Source organism: Actinacidiphila sp. bgisy167, assembly GCF_057707665.1.
In genome coordinates this window covers 20,007-38,380 of record NZ_JBYIQP010000025.1, presented here as the reverse complement: position 1 = coordinate 38,380, position 18,374 = coordinate 20,007, and the positions used below count along the sequence as shown (strand labels likewise).

Below are 18,374 nucleotides of genomic sequence, written 5' to 3'. Positions count from 1 at the left end.
ACCACCCCCGGCGGGCCGGACCGGACCCCGCCGCGAGTTTGCTGTGGATGGCGACCAAGGGAACCCGCTGGGTCGCCGACCGCTGCACCGACCTGCTGCCCGACCTGGTGCGGCTCGCGGGCCAGGAGGTCCGGCACCGGATGGCGGGCACCGACCGACTGCTGGATCTGCGCTCGCGTGAGGCCGCGGCGGGTGCGCTGGCCCTCCTGCGAGGGACGTCCCTGGGACAATGAGGGCGTGACCGGACGCTGGGAGTTCTGGATCGACCGGGGCGGCACCTTCACCGACGTCGTCGCGAGGCGACCGGACGGCGCCCTGGAGACGTGCAAACTGCTCTCCCACGACCCGGGCCATTACCGGGACGCCCCCGTCGAGGGCATCCGGCGCATGCTGGGCCTGAGCGCCGGCGAACCCGTGCCCGCCGACCGGATCACCGCCGTCAAGATGGGCACCACGGTCGCCACCAACGCCCTCCTGGAGCGCAAGGGAGAGCCGACCGCGCTGGTCGTCACCGAAGGCTTCCGCGACGCGCTGCGCATCGCCTACCAGAACCGGCCGCGGCTCTTCGACCGCGAGATCGTACTTCCCGAGGCGCTGTACGAGCGTGTCATCGAGGTCCCCGAACGCGTCGACGCGCACGGCGCGGTCGTCCGCCCCCTCGACATCGCCGCCGCCGGAGCGGCCCTGCGCGAGGCCCGCCGGGACGGTCTGCGGAGCGTCGCCGTCGTCCTGCTGCACGGCTACCGCCATCCCGCCCACGAGCGGGCCGTCGCGGCGGCGGCACGCGAGGCCGGCTTCGGCCAGGTCAGCTGCTCCCACGAGGTCAGCCCGCTGATCAAACTGGTGCCTCGGGGCGACACCACCGTGGTCGACGCGTACCTGTCGCCGATCCTGCGCCGTTACGTGGACGAGGTGGCCGCCGAACTGCGGGGCGTCCGGCTGATGTTCATGCAGTCCAACGGCGGGCTCCGGGAGGCCGGCCACTTCCGGGGAAAGGACGCCGTGCTCTCCGGCCCGGCCGGCGGAGTCGTCGGCATGGTGCGCGCCTCCCGGCAGGCCGGGTACGACCGTGTCGTCGGCTTCGACATGGGCGGCACCTCCACCGACGTGTCGCACTGCGCGGGCGAGCTGGAACGCGTCCTCGGCACCCAGGTGGCGGGTGTGCGGATGCGGGCCCCGATGATGAACATCCACACAGTGGCCGCGGGCGGCGGCTCGATCCTGCACTTCGACGGTCAGCGCTATCGCGTCGGCCCCGATTCCGCCGGCGCCGACCCCGGCCCTGCCTGCTACCGCCGCGGCGGTCCGTTGACCGTCACCGACGCCAACGTGATGCTCGGCCGCGTCCAGGCGGCGCATTTCCCGGCCGTCTTCGGCCCGGACGGCGACGAGCCGCTGGACACCGAGGCCGTCCGCGCCGCTTTCGCGCGGCTCGCCGGGGAAGTCGCCGCCGCGACCGGCGACCGCCGCAGCCCGGAGGAGGTCGCCGCGGGCTTCCTGGAGATCGCCGTCCTGAACATGGCCAGCGCCGTCAAGAAGATCTCCGTTCAGCGCGGCCACGACATCACCCGATACGCCCTCACCAGCTTCGGCGGCGCCGGTGGCCAGCACGCCTGCGCGGTCGCCGACGCGCTGTCCGTCGACAGCGTCGTCGTGCCGCCGCTGGCCGGTGTGCTGTCCGCGTACGGGATAGGCCTGGCCGACGCCACCGCCATGCGGGAGCGTTCCGTGGAGAGCGGGCTCACCGAGGACGACCTGCCCGCCCTGCTGGAGGTGCGCGACGAGCTCGACGAACTGGCGCGCGCCCAACTGCACGAGGACGGCGTCCCCGACGACACCGTCCGGACCGTCACCCGCGTCCACGTCCGCTACGCCGGAACCGACGCGGCGCTCCCCGTGCCGATGGGCGAGGTCGACGTTATGCGCGCGGCGTTCACCGCCGAGCACCGCGCCCGTTACGCCTTCACCATGGACAAGCCGCTGGTCGTCGAGGCGGTCTCGGTCGAGGCGGTCGGCTCCGCGGGGCCGCCGGCACGCCACTTCGTCGAGTCTCCGGCCCGCGAGGGTCCGCTGCGGCCGACCGCCGAGGTGTCGCTGTACGCGGAGGGCAGGCGGCAGGGCTGCCCCCTGTTCGGCAGGGACCGGATGCGCCCGGGCGACACCGTGGACGGGCCCGCCGTGATCGCGGAGGCCGACGCGACGACCGTCGTCGACCCCGGCTGGCGGGCCGTGGTCGGCGAGCACGGCCACCTCCTGCTCACCCGGGTGCGGCCGCGCCCCGGCCGGGTCGCGGTGGGCACGGAGGTCGACCCCGTGATGCTGGAGGTCTTCAACAACCTCTTCATGTCGATCGCCGAGCAGATGGGCGTCCGCCTCGAGAACACCGCCCACTCCGTCAACATCAAGGAACGCCTCGACTTCTCCTGCGCCTTGTTCGACCCCGAGGGCAACCTGATCGCCAACGCCCCCCACATCCCCGTCCACCTCGGCTCCATGGGCGAGTCCATCAAGGAGGTGCTGCGGCGCAACGAGGGCGCCATGCGGCCGGGCGACGCCTACGCCGTCAACGACCCCTACCACGGGGGCACGCACCTTCCCGACGTCACCGTCGTCACGCCGGTCTTCGACGAGGAGGGGCGGTCGCTGCTGTTCCTGGTCGCGTCCCGCGGCCACCACGCCGAGATCGGCGGGCTCACCCCCGGCTCCATGCCCGCCTTCAGCCGCACCGTGCACGAGGAAGGCGTCCTGTTCGACAACTGGCTCCTGGTGCGCGACGGCCGGCTGCGCGAGGAGGAGACCCGCGCCCTGCTCACCGGCGCCCCCCATCCCTCACGTGACCCGGACACCAACATCGCCGACCTGCGCGCGCAGGTCGCGGCGAACGAGAAGGGCATCGCCGAGCTGCGGCGCATGACCGCGCAGTTCGGCCTCGACGTCGTGCACGCCTACATGAAGCACGTGCAGGACAACGCCGAGGAGTCGGTGCGGCGTATCGTCGCCGGCCTCGACGACGGCGAGTACACCTACGAGACGGACAACGGCGCGGTCATCCGCGTCGCCGTCCGCGTCGACCGCGCGGCGCGCTCCGCCGTCCTGGACTTCACCGGCACCTCGTCCCAGCAGAAGGGCAACTTCAACGCGCCGCGCTCGGTGGTCATGGCCGCCGTGCTCTATGTCTTCCGCACCCTCGTCGCCGACGACATCCCGCTCAACAGCGGCTGCCTGGGGCCCCTGGACATCCGCGTCCCCGAGGGGTCGATGCTGGCCCCGCAGTACCCGGCGGCCACCGTCGCGGGCAATGTGGAGACCTCCCAGGCCGTCACGGGGGCCCTGTACGCCGCGCTCGGCGTGCAGGCCGAGGGCTCCGGCACGATGAACAACGTCACCTTCGGCAACGACCGGGTGCAGTACTACGAGACGGTGGCCAGCGGCGCCGGGGCGGGCGAGGGCTTCCACGGCGCCGACGCCGTCCAGACCCACATGACCAACTCCCGGCTCACGGACCCCGAGATCCTGGAGTGGCGCTACCCCGTCCGCGTGGAGAGCTTCGCCGTGCGCGACGGCAGCGAAGGCGAGGGCCGCTGGCACGGAGGGCGCGGCGTCGTGCGCCGCATCCGCTTCCTGGAGCCCATGACGGTCGCCCTGCTCACCAGCCACCGGCGGGTCGCCCCGTACGGCATGGCGGGAGGCGGGCCCGGCGCACTGGGCGAGAACCGCATCGAGCGCGCCGACGGCGGCGTGACCCCGCTCGGCGGGGTGGACGCCGCCGACGTGGGCCCCGGTGACGTCCTGGTCGTCGCCACGCCCGGCGGAGGCGGCTACGGGCCCCCGGCGCCTGAGGAGGCTCCCGGTGAGGAGCCCGCCGGCGCCTGCGGAGCCTGCTGGCGCGGGTTGCCCGCTGGCGCGGGGTGCCCGGACCGTGCCGTTTGGGCCGTTGTCGGTCCGAGCGCCTACGCTGTGCGTCGTGACCACGACCGTTCCGCACCAGCTCAGCGGTGGTGTCCGGCCCGCGCCGGGCCCGGCCGCCGACGAGGGCCTGGCCCGCCGGCTCAAGGCCCTGGCCTGCACCGCGCCGCTGCACGACCTCGACGCGCGCAAGGCCAACCTCGCCGGCGCGTACTCGGTGTACGCGATGGCGGAGGTGGCCCTGGCCGCCATCGACCTGGTCACGCTCAACATGGACTTCGACACCGGCGCGGACCACGACCAGATAATCTCCCGGCTGCTGCCCCGCATCGCGGCGCAGGCCCCCGGCCGTCCCGCCGCCGAGCACGAGCGGGTGGGCCGCTGGGTTCTGGAGAACCTGATCAACGTCGGCAGCGTCGACCGCGGCTTCCGCGCGGTCTACGGCACCTTCGGCCCCGATGGCGCGTACGTCCGCCGCGACTACGACTTCAAGCTGATCGAGGAGGTGCCGGGCCGCGACGGCACCGTCTACCTGCGCACCACCGACGAGGCCGTCAACGTGCTCGTCGGCGCCCTCGACACCGACGTGACCAGCGCCCAGATCGCCGCCGAGGTCAAGCTCGAGGTGCTGATCAACCGGGGCCGCCTCGCCGACGCCCAGCTCGCCGCGGAGCAGGCCCGCTACCGCACGGTGCAGTACGCCGAGACCCTGCGCCGCGCCCTGGAGGCCACCCGCCGCAACGTCCGGGCCGTCGACTGGGTCCGCGCCGTCCCCGACATGATCGCCGAGGCGCTGGACCACGTCGCCGACCGCTACCGGCACGAGAACGCCATCCTCACCAACATCCGCAAGGCCAGGGACGAGTCGGAGGACCAGGAGCACAAGCGCCGCGCCGCCGAGCTCGTCGACATCGTCAAGGACTGCATCCGCCGCCACACCCAGCTCCAGTCCCGGCTGCTGGAGGCCGGCCCGATCTTCCGCGCCGAGCAGGACCGGCAGGCCTTCTCCGTACCCCGCGGCGGCGCCCTCGTCGGCATGCTCGACCTGTACGGGCAACTGGTCGCGCCCGTCCTGCCGCTCCCCGTCGAGCAGGCCACCCGGGTCACCGACGCCTGGTTCGCCCGGGGCACGGGCTTTCGGACCCCCGTCTCGGTTCGCGTCACCGACCTCGTGGACGCCCTGCTCACCCCGCCGTTGGAGCGCGAGCACCTGGGCGCCGAGATGCCCGAGCCCGACCTGGTCGCCACCCCGGACGACAGCCGTTTCAGCGAGGAGCAGCTCGAGACCGCCCTGGAGCTCCTCGACCTGCCCCACGACGCCCCGCGACGGCTGTCCGGGCTGCTGGCCGAGGCCCGCCGTCTCGACCCCGAACTGCCCTATCTGGTCGCCCTGCTGGCGGTTCACGCGGCCAGCCCCCCGGTGGGCACGGCCTACCGCCAGGGCGAGGAGCGGCTGCTGTTCGCCGTGGACGACGGCACCCAGCTGGACGACCCCGAGTTCGGCGGCGCCGACCTCATCGTGGGCACGGCCCGGCTGGACGCCGCCGGGATGGCCGCCGAGCGGTCCGAGGTGGCGTGACGATGAGCGAACCGACGATCCGTACCGAGGAGACGACCCCGTGAGCGACCACCGCGACGGCGAGAGCCCCCAGCCGCTCGCAGCGGCCCCCGGCCCGGCGGCCGTCACCCCCGGCGACGCCGCGGACGCCGCCCGCCTCGTCTCCTTCGGACTCCAGCCGAAACTGCTGCCCGCACGTGACGCCGAGTACGCCGAGCTGCTTCGCCGGTACCGCGAGGACCCGCTGTTCGCGCGCCTGGCCGACGCCGTCGCCACCGGCCTCGGCCTGGTCGTCCTGGAGGTCTCGCCCCGGGCCGGCATGGCCCTGGCCGCCGGTGAGGACTCGGTCTTCGCCGTCCGCATGGGCGACTACTCGCGCCGCGCCGCCTCCGACGCGGGGGACCGCTTCCTGCACGGCCTCGCCCACCTCGCCACCGCCGCCATGGCCTTCCCGCGCCCGGAGGACCTCGCGGACGACGCGTACATCGGCCGCGTCACCGTCCACGGGATCGACGGCTTCCTGCGCCAGGCATGCCGCCGGCTGGAGGAACGGGCCGAGGAGCAGGGCGAGAACACCGACCCGGCCACCGGGGCGCCCGGCCTCGAGGCAGCCTGGCGCGTCTACATGCGCCGCAGCTCCACCGGCGCCACCAAGGACGCGCGGCGCCTGGCGGGCTCCACCACCGGCATCGTGGGCAAGGCCGTCTCCTTCCTCGTCGAGTCCGGGTTCCTGCAGCGCACGGGCGACGAGTCGGGCGGCACATACCGCACCACCGCCCGCTACCAGCTGCAGGTGCGCGACATGGCGGGCAGCGCCGCCATGGCCGAGCTCCTCGACCTGGGCATCGTCCCCCGGGCCGGCGACTCGGCGGCGCTGATGCCGGCGGAGGTTGACGACGATGCCGGCCTCGTGGCCGGAGCCGGCCTGCCCTTCCACTCCTGAACGGCCGTCCGCCGCCACCGGGTCGCCGGTCCACCGCGGCCTGCCGGCACACACCGCAGTCCACAGGCCACAGACCGCACTAGACCACAGACCGCACACCACAGACCACCACCACGAGAGCCCCCCATGTACGAGCTGTCCCGGGTCCGCCTCTACTCCATCGGGCCCGCCGGTGCGCGCTACGCCGACACCGTGCTGGACCTGCGCGGAGTCGGCGAGCCCGTGCCGCACCCCGCCCCCGCCCAGGCGGAGTTCTTCGAGGACGAGCCGACCGGGCCGCCGCGCCGTCCGGCGCCGGCCGGAGTGCTGTTCCTGGAGAACGGCGGCGGCAAGTCCGTCCTGCTCAAGCTGATCTTCTCGGTCATGCTGCCCGGCCACCGCAACACCCTGGGCGGCGCCAGCTCCGGCGTGCTCCGCAAGTTCCTGCTGGCCGACGACTGCGGCCACGTCGCCCTCGAGTGGCAGCACACCGTCACGGGCGAGCTGGTCGTCGTGGGCAAGGTCAGTGAGTGGCGCGGACGCCAGGTCTCCTCCGACCCGCGCAAGTTCGCCGAGGCCTGGTACTCCTTCCGGCCCGGCCCCGGACTCAGCCTGGACTCGCTGCCCGTGGCCGAAGCAGCCGCCGTCCGGCCGCCCGCCGAAGGCGCCTCGGGAGCCCGAGGCCGCCGCCGCACCATGAAGGGCTTCCGCGACGTGCTGACCGACGCCGGGCGCTACTACCCGCACCTCCAGGTGGTGTGGGAGGAGATCCACGACCGGTGGAACGAGCACCTCGGCGAGCTCGGCCTCGACCCCGAACTCTTCCGCTACCAGCGGGAGATGAACGCCGACGAGGGCGAGGCGGCCGGCCTGTTCGCGGTGAAGAAGGACTCCGACTTCACCGACCTGCTGCTGCGCGCGGTCACCGACACCCGGGACACCGACGGCCTCGCCGACCTCGTGCACGGCTTCGCGGGCAAGCTCGGCCGCCGCGCCGAGCTCACGGCGGAACGCGACTTCACGGCGGGCTCCCTCGAACTGCTCGGCCGCATCGTCGACACCACCGCCGGCCGCGACCAGGCGCGCGGTGTCCACGCCCAGTCCGAGCGCCGCACCCGCTCCCTGGCCCGCAGACTGTCCGCACGCGCCCGCGAGGAGCGCGGCCGGGCCGCCGAACTGGCCCAGCAGACGGCCCGCGCCGCGCACACCGTCACCGACGCCGAGGCCGCCCGCGGCCGCAGCGCCCTCGTCGCGGCCGAACTCGCCTACCGCCACGCCTCGCTGGCCCTCGCGGCGAGTGAGAAGAGCGCCGCCGCGCTGCGCCGCGAGCTCAACGACGCCCGCACCCTTCAGTCGGCCTGGCAGGCCGCGGAGACCGTGCTGCGGCACCGGGCCGCCGCCGACCGGCTGGCCCGGGTCACCGCCGCCATCCGCGAGGCGGAACGGGACGCCGCGCCCGCGCTCGCCGCCCGTACCAAGGCCGCGGGCGACCTCGTCCGAGCCCTGCGGGCCGCCGCGGACAGCGCCGACGAGCGGGCGGACGCGGAGGAGGAGCGCTCCGCCGCGCTGCAGGCGCGGTCCGAGGCGGCGCATCGCGACGCCACCGCCGCCGCGACGGAGGCGCAGCGCGCCCGCAGCGAGTCCGGGCACCTGGTGCAGCGTCTGGCGGAGGTCGAGCAGGAGACCGCCGAGGCGGTCCGGGCCGGCTGGCTGGACGACTCCGCCCCCGACGCCGACCCCGCCCGGGCCGCCCTGGAGGCGTCGGACGCCGAGAAGGCCGCCGCCACCGCCGCGGAGGCCGCCCGGGACGCCGCCCGCCGGGCCGGTGAGCGGGCCCGGGAGGCCGCCGCCGCCGACACGCGCGCCGAACTGGCCGCCGCCCGCGCGGCCGACGCGCTTGCCGCGGCCGAGGCCGCGCACACCGCGGAGTCGCGCGTCGCGGACGCTCTCGCGGCCGAACCGCGGCTGGCCGAACTGCTCAGCCTGCCGCCCGCGCAGGTTCCCGGGCATGTCGCGGCGGGCGCACCGTCGGACACCGGCGCCGAACGCGGCCCCGGCATCCCCGCACAGACCTCCGCCGCCCGGCGCGGCGCCCCCGCGGCCGGACGGCGTCCCGCCGAGCAGGGCCCGCTGACCGCGGCCGAGCTCGACTCCCTCGCCGAGCCGCTGCAAGAGATGCTGGACCGCGCGGTGGCCTCCGCCGAACGGCAGTTGTTCGACCTGCGCACGGCCGCCGCCGACGACGCGCGCATCCTGGCCGCGCTGGGCGACGGCGGACTGCTGCCGCCTGGCCCCGATGTGCTGGCCACCGTGGAGTACCTGGGAGAGCACGGCATCCCCGCGCTCCCCGGCTGGCGCTACCTCGCGCAGGCCGTCGACCCGGCCGACCACGCCGCGGTGCTCGCCGCGCGCCCGGAACTGGTGGACGGCGTGGTCGTCACCGACCCCCAGAGCTATGTGCGAGCACGCGAGGTGCTGGCGCAGGCGGCCCTGCTGCCGCGGTCGACGGTCACGGTCGGCACGGCGGCGGCGCTGCTCGCCCCGCCTCCGCCGACGGAGGCCGAGCCCGAGCTCTTCCTCGTCCCGCCGAACCCGGCCATGCACGACGAGGGGGCCGCGGACGGCGAGCGGCAGGCACTGCGCGCCCGCGCGACCGCGCGCGACGAGGACATCAGGCGGCTCGCCGCCCGCCTGGCCGAGGATCGCACCCTGGCCGCCCGGCTCTCCTCGTGGCGCTCCGGCTGCCCGAGCGGCCGGCTCGCCGAGCTCGCCGCGGCCGTGGAGACCGCCGGGGAGACCGCAGCCGCCGCCCGCGAGGAGCTGGCGGAGGCGCGGTCCGCGCGCATGGAGGCCGACGAGGCCGCGGCCGAGGCGACCGCCCTGCGCGACGAGCGCCAGGAGGCGGCCCAGCAGGCCCGGCGGGCCGCCGACGCGCTCGCCGGTCTCGCCTTCCGGTTGCGCGAACGAGCCAACTGGCAGCGCAGGGCCCGCGAACTCGCCGAGGACGCCGCCGAGGCCGAGACGCGTGCCGAGGCCTGCCTGACCCTGGCACGCGCCGCCGACGAGGACCGCCGCGCCGCCCAGCGCGCCGCGGACGACGCGCGCCGCACCGCGCGCGTGCTCCGCGCCGAGCGCTCGGAGATCACCGGCGCCCCCGACGACGCGCTCGACGACGAGAACGGCGCCGAGCAGCCGGCCGGTTCGCTGCCCGCCCTGCGCGAGGCCTACCGTGCCGCCTCCCAGGTGTACGAGAAGGTCGGCGTCGGCGCCGACCTGCGGGCCGAGCAGGCCCGAGCCGAGAGCACCGAGCAGTCCGCGCTCTCCGAACTCGAACGCCTCACCAACAAGGTGCGCACCCGCGCCGCCCAGCTGCTCGAGGGCCCGGACGGCGCCGACGGCCCCTCCCGGCAGGCCGCGGCCGCCCGCGCCGAACAGCTGGTGGCCACGCTCGACTCCCGCGCCGCGACGGCCAGCGAGCAGCTCGGGCGGCTGCGCGGCGAGGCCGAACGGCACGCGCCGACGGACGGGGAGGCGCACACCGAGCTCCCCGGGGAGCTGCTGCCCCGGGACGCCGAACACGCCCAGGAGCTGCTGCGCGGTGCCAACGCGGAACTGGCCGCCCGCACCGAGGCACTGGCCCGCGCCCGCGACGGCCACGCGGACCTGGTGCGCGCGCACCGCGCCGCAGAGGACGCCGCGACCGGCTTCGACGAACTCGCCGCCCTGCTGCGCGACCTGCTCCGCGACGGCGACCGGCAGCAGCCCGACGAGGGCGAGGAGGAGCCCGAGCCGTATTCCGGCTCCCTGGAGGAGGCCAGGTCGGCCGTCTCCGAGAGCCGCCGGAGCCTGCGCGGTTGCGCCGCCGATCTGTCGGCCGCCGAGTCGCAGCTGCGCGAGGCCTGCGACGTCCTCGTGCGGCACGCCAACGCGGCCCGCTACGAGCAGGTGCGCACCCCGGCCCGCCAGCAGATCCGCGAACTGCCCGCCGCCGCGCTGCCCGAGCACGCCGCACCCTGGCACGCCGCCTTCGCGCCGCGGCTTCGCGTCCTGACCGACGAGCTGGAGCAGTTGGAGCGCAACCGCGACAGCATCGTGGACCGGCTGCGCGGCATGGTGGAGTCCTCGCTGGCCACCCTGCGGTCGGCGCAGAGGCTGTCCCGTCTGCCGGAGGGGCTCGGGGAGTGGTCGGGGCAGGAGTTCCTGCGGATCCGCTTCGACGACCCGGACCACGCCGAGCTCGACGAACGGCTCGGCGCCGTGATCGACGAGGCGACCAGGGCGGCCGTCCGCAAGAACTCCGACCTGCGCCGGGACGGCATGTCGCTGCTGCTGCGCGGGGTCGCGGCCGCCCTGGAACCCAAGGGCGTCGCCGTCGAGATCCTCAAACCGGACGCCGTGCTGCGCGCCGAGCGCGTTCCCGTCGGGCAGATGGGTGACGTCTTCTCCGGCGGCCAGCTGCTCACCGCGGCGATCGCGCTGTACTGCACGATGGCGGCGCTGCGCAGCAACGACCGCGGCAGGGACCGGCACCGGCACGCGGGCACGCTCTTCCTCGACAACCCGATCGGCCGTGCCAACGCCACCTATCTGCTGGAACTGCAGCGCGCGGTGGCCGACGCCCTGGGCGTGCAGCTGATCTACACCACCGGGCTGTTCGACACCACGGCGCTCGCCGAGTTCCCGCTGGTCGTACGGCTGCGCAATGACGCGGATCTGCGGGCGGGCCTGAAGTACATCAGCGTCGAGGAGCACCTGAGGCCCGGACTGCCCGTGCCGGACCCGGACTCCGAACCGGTGCACGGGGAGATCACGGCGACGCGGATGTTCCGGCGCCCGGCCGACCAGTCGGCTCCGCAGGCCGGCTGACCCCCGGTCGGCTCGGAGACTGCCGGGTGCCTCTCCCGCGGACCCGCGGGAGGCACCCGGCAGTTCGCAGGAGCCTCCCGGCCTGATCCGGCCCCTCCCGGCCCGGAGGCGGCGGCCCCCGTGCCGCTTCGGGCGGCCGGTCGGCCCCTCTCAGGCGGTACGGGTGCCGGGCAGGTGCCGGCGCCGGTCGGCCTCGCGGGCCTCGGACCGGGCCTGCCGCCGTTCCCGCCGGAGTTCGCGCCGCAGCCTGCGGGCCGCGCTGCTCGGGCTGGACACCACACCGTTGCGCTGGTTCCAGACCTGGCGGGTGATCCACACGTCCAGCACCGCCCAGGTGGACAGGACGGTGAAGGTTATGGCGAGGAACAACGCCGGTGCGGCGAGCCAGGACCCGCCTACCGTCCCCAGCGCGGCGATCACCGAGGCGATCAGGGCGAGTGAGACGGAGAGCCAGGCCCGTACGGCCGCTTCGCGTACCGGATCGGGCAGGCGCGGCCGCCCCACGGGTTCCTCGACCCACAGCGGCCGCCGGGCCCTTCGCGGCCGAGTGTCGTGATCCAGCGCGTCCTCGACGAGGTCGTCCATGCCTTCTGCTCCCCTGCGGCCTACCGGTGGTGCGGGCCCGGATCCCTGATGTCCGACTCCCATGTGGCTGCCCGGTTTTCGCCCGTGAATGCCCCCCGCATCCCGGAACACCCCTTCCCACTGGTGAACACGTCTCCACGGTTCCGCGGGTTCCCGGCACGTAGGGTATTCGGTCGGCGGGACCGGCCGTTCATGTGTACGAATCGGGTCGTCCTGGGACGAGAGCGGAAGCCTTGCTTTCGGATAGGACGTCCGGCAGTAGTAGGCTCGCGCCGTTTGCAGTCGGAGCATGACAGCCCTTGACCGGGTTTGACGTTGGGGAGGCCATGCGCTTTCGCGGTACGACGATCCGGCGGAAGATCGTGGCACTGCTGCTCATTCCGCTGGTGTCCCTCACGGCGATCTGGGCCTTCGCCGCCACCTTGACCGGGCGTCAGGCCTGGGGCCTCTTCGGTGTCGAGCAGACCGTCAACGGGCTCGGCTACCCCGTCGAGGACAGCATCCAGGCGCTCCAGCGGGAACGCCGGTCCGCCATGCTGTACTTGGCCGATCCCCGGCGCTCGGGCGCCCGCGCCACCCTGCTGACGCGGGAACGTGAGACGGACGCGGTGATCGCACGGCTGCGAGGCAACGCGCGCGTGGCCGGCAACCGGGAACGGCTGACCCCCGACGCGCTGCGCCGGCTCGACCTCGTCGTCCACGAGTTCGGCGGCCTGCAGACGCTGCGCGACAAGGTCGGCGAGGGCCGCATCATCCGCAACGACGTCTTCGGCGCGTACAGCGCCCTCTTCGACCCGGCCTACGCCTTCCTCGACTCGCTGAACCCGATCAACAACGTCGCCATCGACAAGCAGGGCCGCGCCCTCATCCAGGTCACGCGGGCCCGCGAGGCGATCAGCCAGGAGGACGCCCTCGTGGTGTCGGGCATCGCGGCGGGCCGCATGAGCGCGGCGGAGATGCGCTCCTTCACCTTCGCCGTCGCCGAACAGCGCGCCTACTACGCGGACAATCTCCACCTGCTGACCAGCGACGAGCGCGCCCTTTACGAGGCGTACTGGGCCGGGCCCGCCGGCCGCGCCCTACGCGCCGCCGAGGACGCCGTCATCGCCGCGGGCGCCTCCGGCGCGCCCCAGGCCGCCGACCGCGTGTCCTGGCAGTCCAAGGCCACCACCGCGCTGGCCGACCTCGACCGCATCGGCGTGGCAGCCGGCGACCTGCACAAGAAGCGCGCTGAACCGATCGGCATGCGGCTGGTCGCCATCGCGGCCGTCACCGGAGGCCTCGGCCTGATCGCGGTCGTCGCCTCCGTCATCGTCTCCATACGCATCGGCCGCGGCCTCATCCGCGACCTGTCCCGGCTCCGGACGGAGGCCCTGGAGGTCTCCGGCGTCCGGCTGCCGCGCGTCATACGCCGGCTCGCCGCGGGCGAGGAGGTCGACGTCGAGACCGAGGCGCCGCGCCTGGACTACCCGGACGACGAGGTCGGCCAGGTCGGCAGGGCCGTCAACACCCTCCAGCGGGCGGCCGTCGAGGCCGCCGTGCGCCAGTCCGAGCTGCGCCGCGGTGTCTCAGCGGTCTTCGTCAACCTCGCGCGCCGCAGCCAGGCACTGCTGCACCGCCAGCTCACCCTGCTGGACACCATGGAACGGCGCACCGAGGACCCGCGGGAACTCGCCGACCTCTTCCGCCTCGACCATATGACCACCCGCATGCGCCGCCACGCCGAGGGCCTGGTGATCCTCTCCGGCGCCGTGCCGTCCCGGCAGTGGCGCAAGCCGGTGCAGCTGATGGACGTGGCGCGGGCGGCCGTCGCCGAGGTCGAGGACTACGAGCGGGTCGACGTGCGCCGGCTGCCACGGCTCGCCGTCGCCGGCCACGCCGTCGCCGACCTCACCCACCTGATCGCCGAACTCATCGAGAACGCGACCGTGTTCTCGCCGCCGCACACCAGCGTCCAGGTGCACGGCGAGTCCGTCGCCGGCGGCTTCGTCCTGCAGATCGACGACCGCGGCCTCGGCCTCACCCCCGAGGCCACGCTGGAGGCGAACCTCCGTCTCGCGGAGACCCCGGAGTTCGAGCTCTCCGACACCGACCGGCTCGGCCTCTTCGTGGTCAGCCGGCTCGCCCGGCGCCAGGGTGTCCGCGTCTCGCTGCGCCCGTCGCCTTACGGCGGCACCACCGCCCTGGTGCTCGTCCCGGCGTCGATCCTGTCCGGGCCCGGCGAGGAGCGGCCCGCTTCGAACCTTGACGGGACCGCGACCCTTGACGGGACCGCGGACGAGACCCCGGACGGGACCGCGGACGGGACCGCGGACGAGACCAAGGCTCCGGACGAGCAGCCGCAGCCGCGGATCAGGTCCATGTCGGCGGCCACGGAGCACGGCTTCCGCCAGTGGGGTATGGTCGCGCGCCCGGACGGCGAGCCGCGAGAGCACCGGCCGCAGGTCGCCGGGGCCGAAGGAACCTCGAATCCGGCCACCGCCCGCGACACGGCTCCGAAGGCGTCGCCTTCCCCCGTGCCGGGCGACGGGCCCACGGCTCTGCCGCGCCGCCGCCGCCGCACGCCGGTGCTGGTCGCCGAGAACGGGCGCCCGGTCGGCGAGGCTGCATCCCGGTCCGCGGAACGGGAGCCGCGCCACGAGCCCGCCGCCACCGCGCCGCAGGAAGCGCCGGCCGGCGCCGGACTGCCCCGCCGGGTCCGGCAGGCCAGTCTCGCCCCGCAGTTGCGCGAGGACTCCACCACCCAGACGCGAACCCCCGCGGCCGCGGGCTCCGCCGCAGCTGCCGCGGACGACGGCGGTGAGCGCGAACGCTCACCCGAGGAGGTGCGCGACCGCATGGCCTCACTGCAGCGAGGATGGCTGCGCGGCCGCGCGGACACCGCCGACGGCCCCGCCGCCGACGGCACCGACGGCGCCCACGACGTTCGCCCCGCCGACCGCCCGGGAAGCACCCCGGGGGAGCGCGGCGGCGACAGCACAACCAGAACCACCACGGAGGGGAACGGTCCATGACGGCACCATCGAGCCCGACCCGGGAGCTCAGCTGGCTCCTCGACGAACTGGTCGGCCGCGTGGCCAGTATCCGCAAGGCGCTGGTGCTCTCCAGCGACGGACTGGCCACCGGCGCGTCCGAAGGCCTCACCCGTGAGGACGCCGAGCATCTCGCCGCCGTCGCCTCGGGCTTCCACAGCCTGGCCAAGGGCGTCGGGCGGCACTTCGAGGCAGGCAAGGTCCGGCAGACCATCGTGGAACTGGACGAGGCCTTCCTGTTCGTCACCGCGGCGGGCGACGGCAGTTGCCTGGCCGTGCTCGCCGACGCCGACTCCGACGTCGGCCAGGTCGCCTACGAGATGGCGCTGCTGGTGAAGCGGGTCGGGGTACACCTCGCCACCGCCCCGCGCACCGACGACGACGCGGCGCGGGCGGTGTGACGAGGCCGTCATGACCTCCGAAGCGGACCGCTGGTACGACGACGACGCCGGGCCCGTGGTGCGGCCCTACGCCATGACGCGCGGGCGTACCAGCCACGCCGCGGAAGCCCGGCTCGACCTGATCGCCCTGGTGATCGCCGAGTCCCGCAGCGCGGACGACGACGCCGACGCCGATCGCACCCTGTCGCCCGAGCACCTCGAGATCGTCGAGCTCTGCCGGGAGCAGCCGATGTCGGTCGCCGAGCTGGCGGCCGACCTCGACCTGCCCGTGGGCGTCGTCCGCGTGCTCATCGGCGACGTCCTGGAAGTCGGCCTGGTCCACGTCAGCCGGCCCGTTCCGCCGGCCGAGCTGCCGGACGCCGGGCTGCTCCGCGACGTCATCAACGGCCTACGCGCGCTGTGAACCTCCCCGGGGCGCCGCCGGCACGACGTTGCCGGCGGTTCCCCCGGGAGCAGCCCGCCCCGCGCCCACAGGGCCCGGGGCGTCCACCAGGCCCTCGCCAGTCGGTGCGGTGGTGGACCAACAGCCCCGGTACCAAAGGAAGTTGGCCAGAAGGGCCGTAGTAGTGTTCAGCTGCCACAGATGATCACCCAACACAGTCCCTAGGACCCAGGATGCCTCTGACCTGCGTAAACAGCACGACCGGAGGAGTGAGCCATGGCCTTCCGGCGCGCTGAGAGCCGCCCTTCCCCCGTCGAGCCCGTCACGCTCAAGCTCCTGGTCGCGGGGGGCTTCGGCGTCGGCAAGACCACGCTCGTCGGCGCGGTCAGCGAGATCCGCCCGCTGCGCACCGAGGAGACCCTGACCGAGGCCGGGCGCCCCTTCGACGACATCGCCGGCGTCGAGGGGAAGCGCACCACCACCGTGGCCATGGACTTCGGCCGGATCACCCTTCGCGACGACCTGGTGCTCTACCTGTTCGGCACGCCCGGCCAGGACCGCTTCTGGTTCCTGTGGGACGAGCTGGCGCAGGGTGCCCTCGGCGCGGTCGTCCTCGCCGACACCCGGCGTCTGGAGGACTGCTTCTCCGCGATCGACTACTTCGAGCGCCGCGGCATCCCCTTCGCGGTGGGCGTCAACGTCTTCGAGGACGCCGAGCGGCACTCCGCCGAGGCGGTGCGCGATGCTCTCGACCTCGACCCCGAGGTGCCGCTGGTGATGTGTGACGCGCGCGACCGAGCCTCCGTGAAGAAGGTACTGGTCACGGTGGTCGAGCACGCGGCGCAGGTGGCCGGCGGCCGCCGGGCGGCCGCCGCCAACTGAGCGTGCTCCGCCGCCGCCGGCGGCGGGTCGGGGGCGTGCGGCCCACTCAGCCCTCGGCGGCCGGCGCGGGGCCCTCGTCCTCGTCGTCCTGCCAGCCGAAGCTGCGCTCGACGGCCTTCTTCCAGCGGCGGTACTCCCTCTCTCGGGTCGTCGCGTCCATCCGGGGCTGCCACTCGGCGTCCTTCTGCCAGTGCGCCTTGAGGGTGTCCAGTCCGTCCCACACACCGGTGGCGAGCCCCGCGGCATAGGCCGCGCCCAGCGCCGTGGTCTCCGAGATCCGCGGCCGGATCACCGGGACGTCCAGGACGTCCGCCTGGTGCTGCATCAGCAGGTTGTTCGCCGTCATGCCACCGTCGACCTTGAGTGCGGTGATGTGCACACCGGAGTCCTGGTACATCGCGTCGACGACCTCGCGGGTCTGCCAGCTGGTCGCCTCCAGCACCGCCCGCGCCAGGTGCGCCTTGGTGACGTACCGGGTCAGACCCGTGATCACGCCACGTGCGTCGGAGCGCCAGTACGGGGCGAAGAGCCCGGAGAAGGCCGGGACGATGTAGGCGCCCCCGTTGTCCGGGACGCTCGCCGCGAGCGGCTCGATCTCGTCCGCGGTCGAGATGATGCCGAGGCTGTCGCGGAACCACTGCACCAGGGCGCCGGTGATGGCGATCGACCCCTCCAGGCAGTAGACCGGCGCCTCCCCGCCGAGCCGGTAGCCCATGGTGGTGATCAGCCCGTTCTTCGACTGCACAGGCCGGTGCCCGGTGTTGAGCAGCAGGAAGCTGCCGGTTCCGTAGGTGTTCTTGGCGTCGCCCGTCGCATAGCAGGCCTGCCCGAAGACCGCGGCCTGCTGGTCGCCGAGAGCGGAGGCCACGGGCACCCCGCCCAGCTGGCCCACCGCGGTGCCGTACACCTCGGAGGAGGAGCGGATCTCCGGGAGGACCGCCGCCGGGACGTCCATGGCGGAGAGGATCGCCGGGTCCCACTCCAGGGACTCCAGGTTCATGAGCATCGTGCGGCTCGCGTTGGTGACGTCCGTGACGTGGCTGCCGCCCTCCGTGCCGCCCGTCAGGTTCCAGATCAGCCAGGAGTCGATGGTGCCGAAGGCGATCTCGCCGTTCTCCGCGCGCCTGCGCAGTCCCGGCACGTTGTCCAGGAGCCAGGCCGCCTTGGGGCCGGCGAAGTAGCTCGCCAGCGGCAGCCCCGTGGAGCGGCGGAAGCGGTCCTGGCCGTCCTGGCCGCCGAGCTGGACGCACAGCGCGGCGGTACGGGTGTCCTGCCACACGATCGCGTTGTGCACCGGGCGGCCGGTGGTGCGGTCCCACAGGACGGTGGTCTCGCGCTGGTTGGTGATGCCGAGCGCGCTGAGCTGGTCCGCGCGCAGCCCCGCCTTGGCGAGTGCGCCCGCCACCACAGCCTGCACCTTGGACCAGATCTCGGTGGCGTCATGCTCCACCCAGCCGGGCCTGGGGAAGATCTGGCGGTGCTCGCGCTGGTCGAGCGCCACGATCGACCCGTCTGAGTCGAAGATGATGCAACGGCTGGAGGTCGTTCCCTGGTCGATGGCGGCCACGTATCGGGTCGCCGTGCCGGACGTTTGAGTCATGACCGCCTCACTTGAACGCGACGTCGAAGAGGAGACCGGAGGGGGCGCCGCTCGCCCCGTGGACCCGCCGCCGGGATCCAGGCGTACGCCCGGCCGGGGGCGTCCCCGAGGGGCACCGCCGGGACGGAGCGGCCGATGCGCGGCGCCAGGCCCGACATGAGAGGTGTCACGATCGGGGTACCGGTGCCGGTGCCGGTGCCGGTCTCGCCGAGGCCCGTGCCGATGGCGTGCTCCAGGAGC

The 18,374-nt window shown here is 74.3% G+C and carries 9 protein-coding genes and 1 pseudogene; 8 read left to right on the top strand and 2 right to left on the bottom strand.

What is annotated here, in order from left to right; all coding sequences use genetic code 11:
- Positions 1-237: 237 nt before the first annotated feature.
- The 4 genes and pseudogenes from AC3ET4_RS12725 to AC3ET4_RS12710 all read left to right on the top strand — a co-directional run.
- A pseudogene (locus AC3ET4_RS12725) lies at positions 238-3,831 on the top strand (hydantoinase B/oxoprolinase family protein); the annotation flags it as partial.
- 133 nt (positions 3,832-3,964) lie between these two features.
- Complete coding sequence (locus AC3ET4_RS12720; protein WP_431948827.1) at positions 3,965-5,485, top strand: hypothetical protein; 1,521 nt, start codon at positions 3,965-3,967, stop codon at positions 5,483-5,485.
- A 40-nt stretch (positions 5,486-5,525) separates the two neighbouring features.
- Positions 5,526-6,407 carry a hypothetical protein gene (locus AC3ET4_RS12715; RefSeq protein WP_431948826.1) on the top strand — a complete coding sequence of 294 codons (882 nt, stop codon included), beginning with the start codon at positions 5,526-5,528 and terminating at the stop codon, positions 6,405-6,407.
- 126 nt (positions 6,408-6,533) lie between these two features.
- The gene (locus AC3ET4_RS12710; RefSeq protein ID WP_431948825.1) at positions 6,534-11,252 is read left to right on the top strand and encodes a hypothetical protein; all 4,719 of its coding nucleotides are present in this window, start codon (positions 6,534-6,536) and stop codon (positions 11,250-11,252) included.
- 150 nt (positions 11,253-11,402) lie between these two features.
- Here AC3ET4_RS12710 and AC3ET4_RS12705 read toward each other — a convergent pair whose 3' ends face one another.
- Positions 11,403-11,837, bottom strand: coding sequence for a hypothetical protein (locus AC3ET4_RS12705; RefSeq protein ID WP_431948824.1), 435 nt, complete (start codon positions 11,835-11,837; stop codon positions 11,403-11,405).
- Between the two features lie 326 nt (positions 11,838-12,163).
- Between AC3ET4_RS12705 and AC3ET4_RS12700 the strand changes: the two genes are divergently transcribed.
- The 4 genes from AC3ET4_RS12700 (at position 12,164) to AC3ET4_RS12685 (ending at position 16,534) form a co-directional block, all read left to right on the top strand.
- Entirely contained in the window at positions 12,164-14,851 is a 2,688-nt protein-coding gene (locus AC3ET4_RS12700) for a nitrate- and nitrite sensing domain-containing protein (RefSeq protein WP_431948823.1), read from the top strand.
- On the top strand, positions 14,848-15,270 hold the full coding sequence (locus AC3ET4_RS12695) for a roadblock/LC7 domain-containing protein (RefSeq protein WP_431948822.1): 423 nt from the start codon (positions 14,848-14,850) through the stop codon (positions 15,268-15,270). The genes AC3ET4_RS12700 and AC3ET4_RS12695 overlap by 4 nt, the downstream gene beginning before the upstream one ends.
- A gap of 10 nt (positions 15,271-15,280) precedes the next feature.
- Positions 15,281-15,673, top strand: a complete 393-nt coding sequence (locus AC3ET4_RS12690) for a DUF742 domain-containing protein (RefSeq protein ID WP_431948821.1) — start codon at positions 15,281-15,283, stop codon at positions 15,671-15,673.
- Between the two features lie 255 nt (positions 15,674-15,928).
- On the top strand, positions 15,929-16,534 hold the full coding sequence (locus AC3ET4_RS12685) for a GTP-binding protein (RefSeq protein ID WP_431948820.1): 606 nt from the start codon (positions 15,929-15,931) through the stop codon (positions 16,532-16,534).
- Between the two features lie 46 nt (positions 16,535-16,580).
- Here the strand turns inward: AC3ET4_RS12685 and glpK are convergent, their stop codons facing one another.
- Positions 16,581-18,134 (bottom strand): glycerol kinase GlpK, encoded by a 1,554-nt coding sequence (gene glpK, locus AC3ET4_RS12680; RefSeq protein WP_431948819.1) that lies wholly within the window; start codon positions 18,132-18,134, stop codon positions 16,581-16,583.
- Between the last annotated feature and the right edge of the window lie 240 nt (positions 18,135-18,374).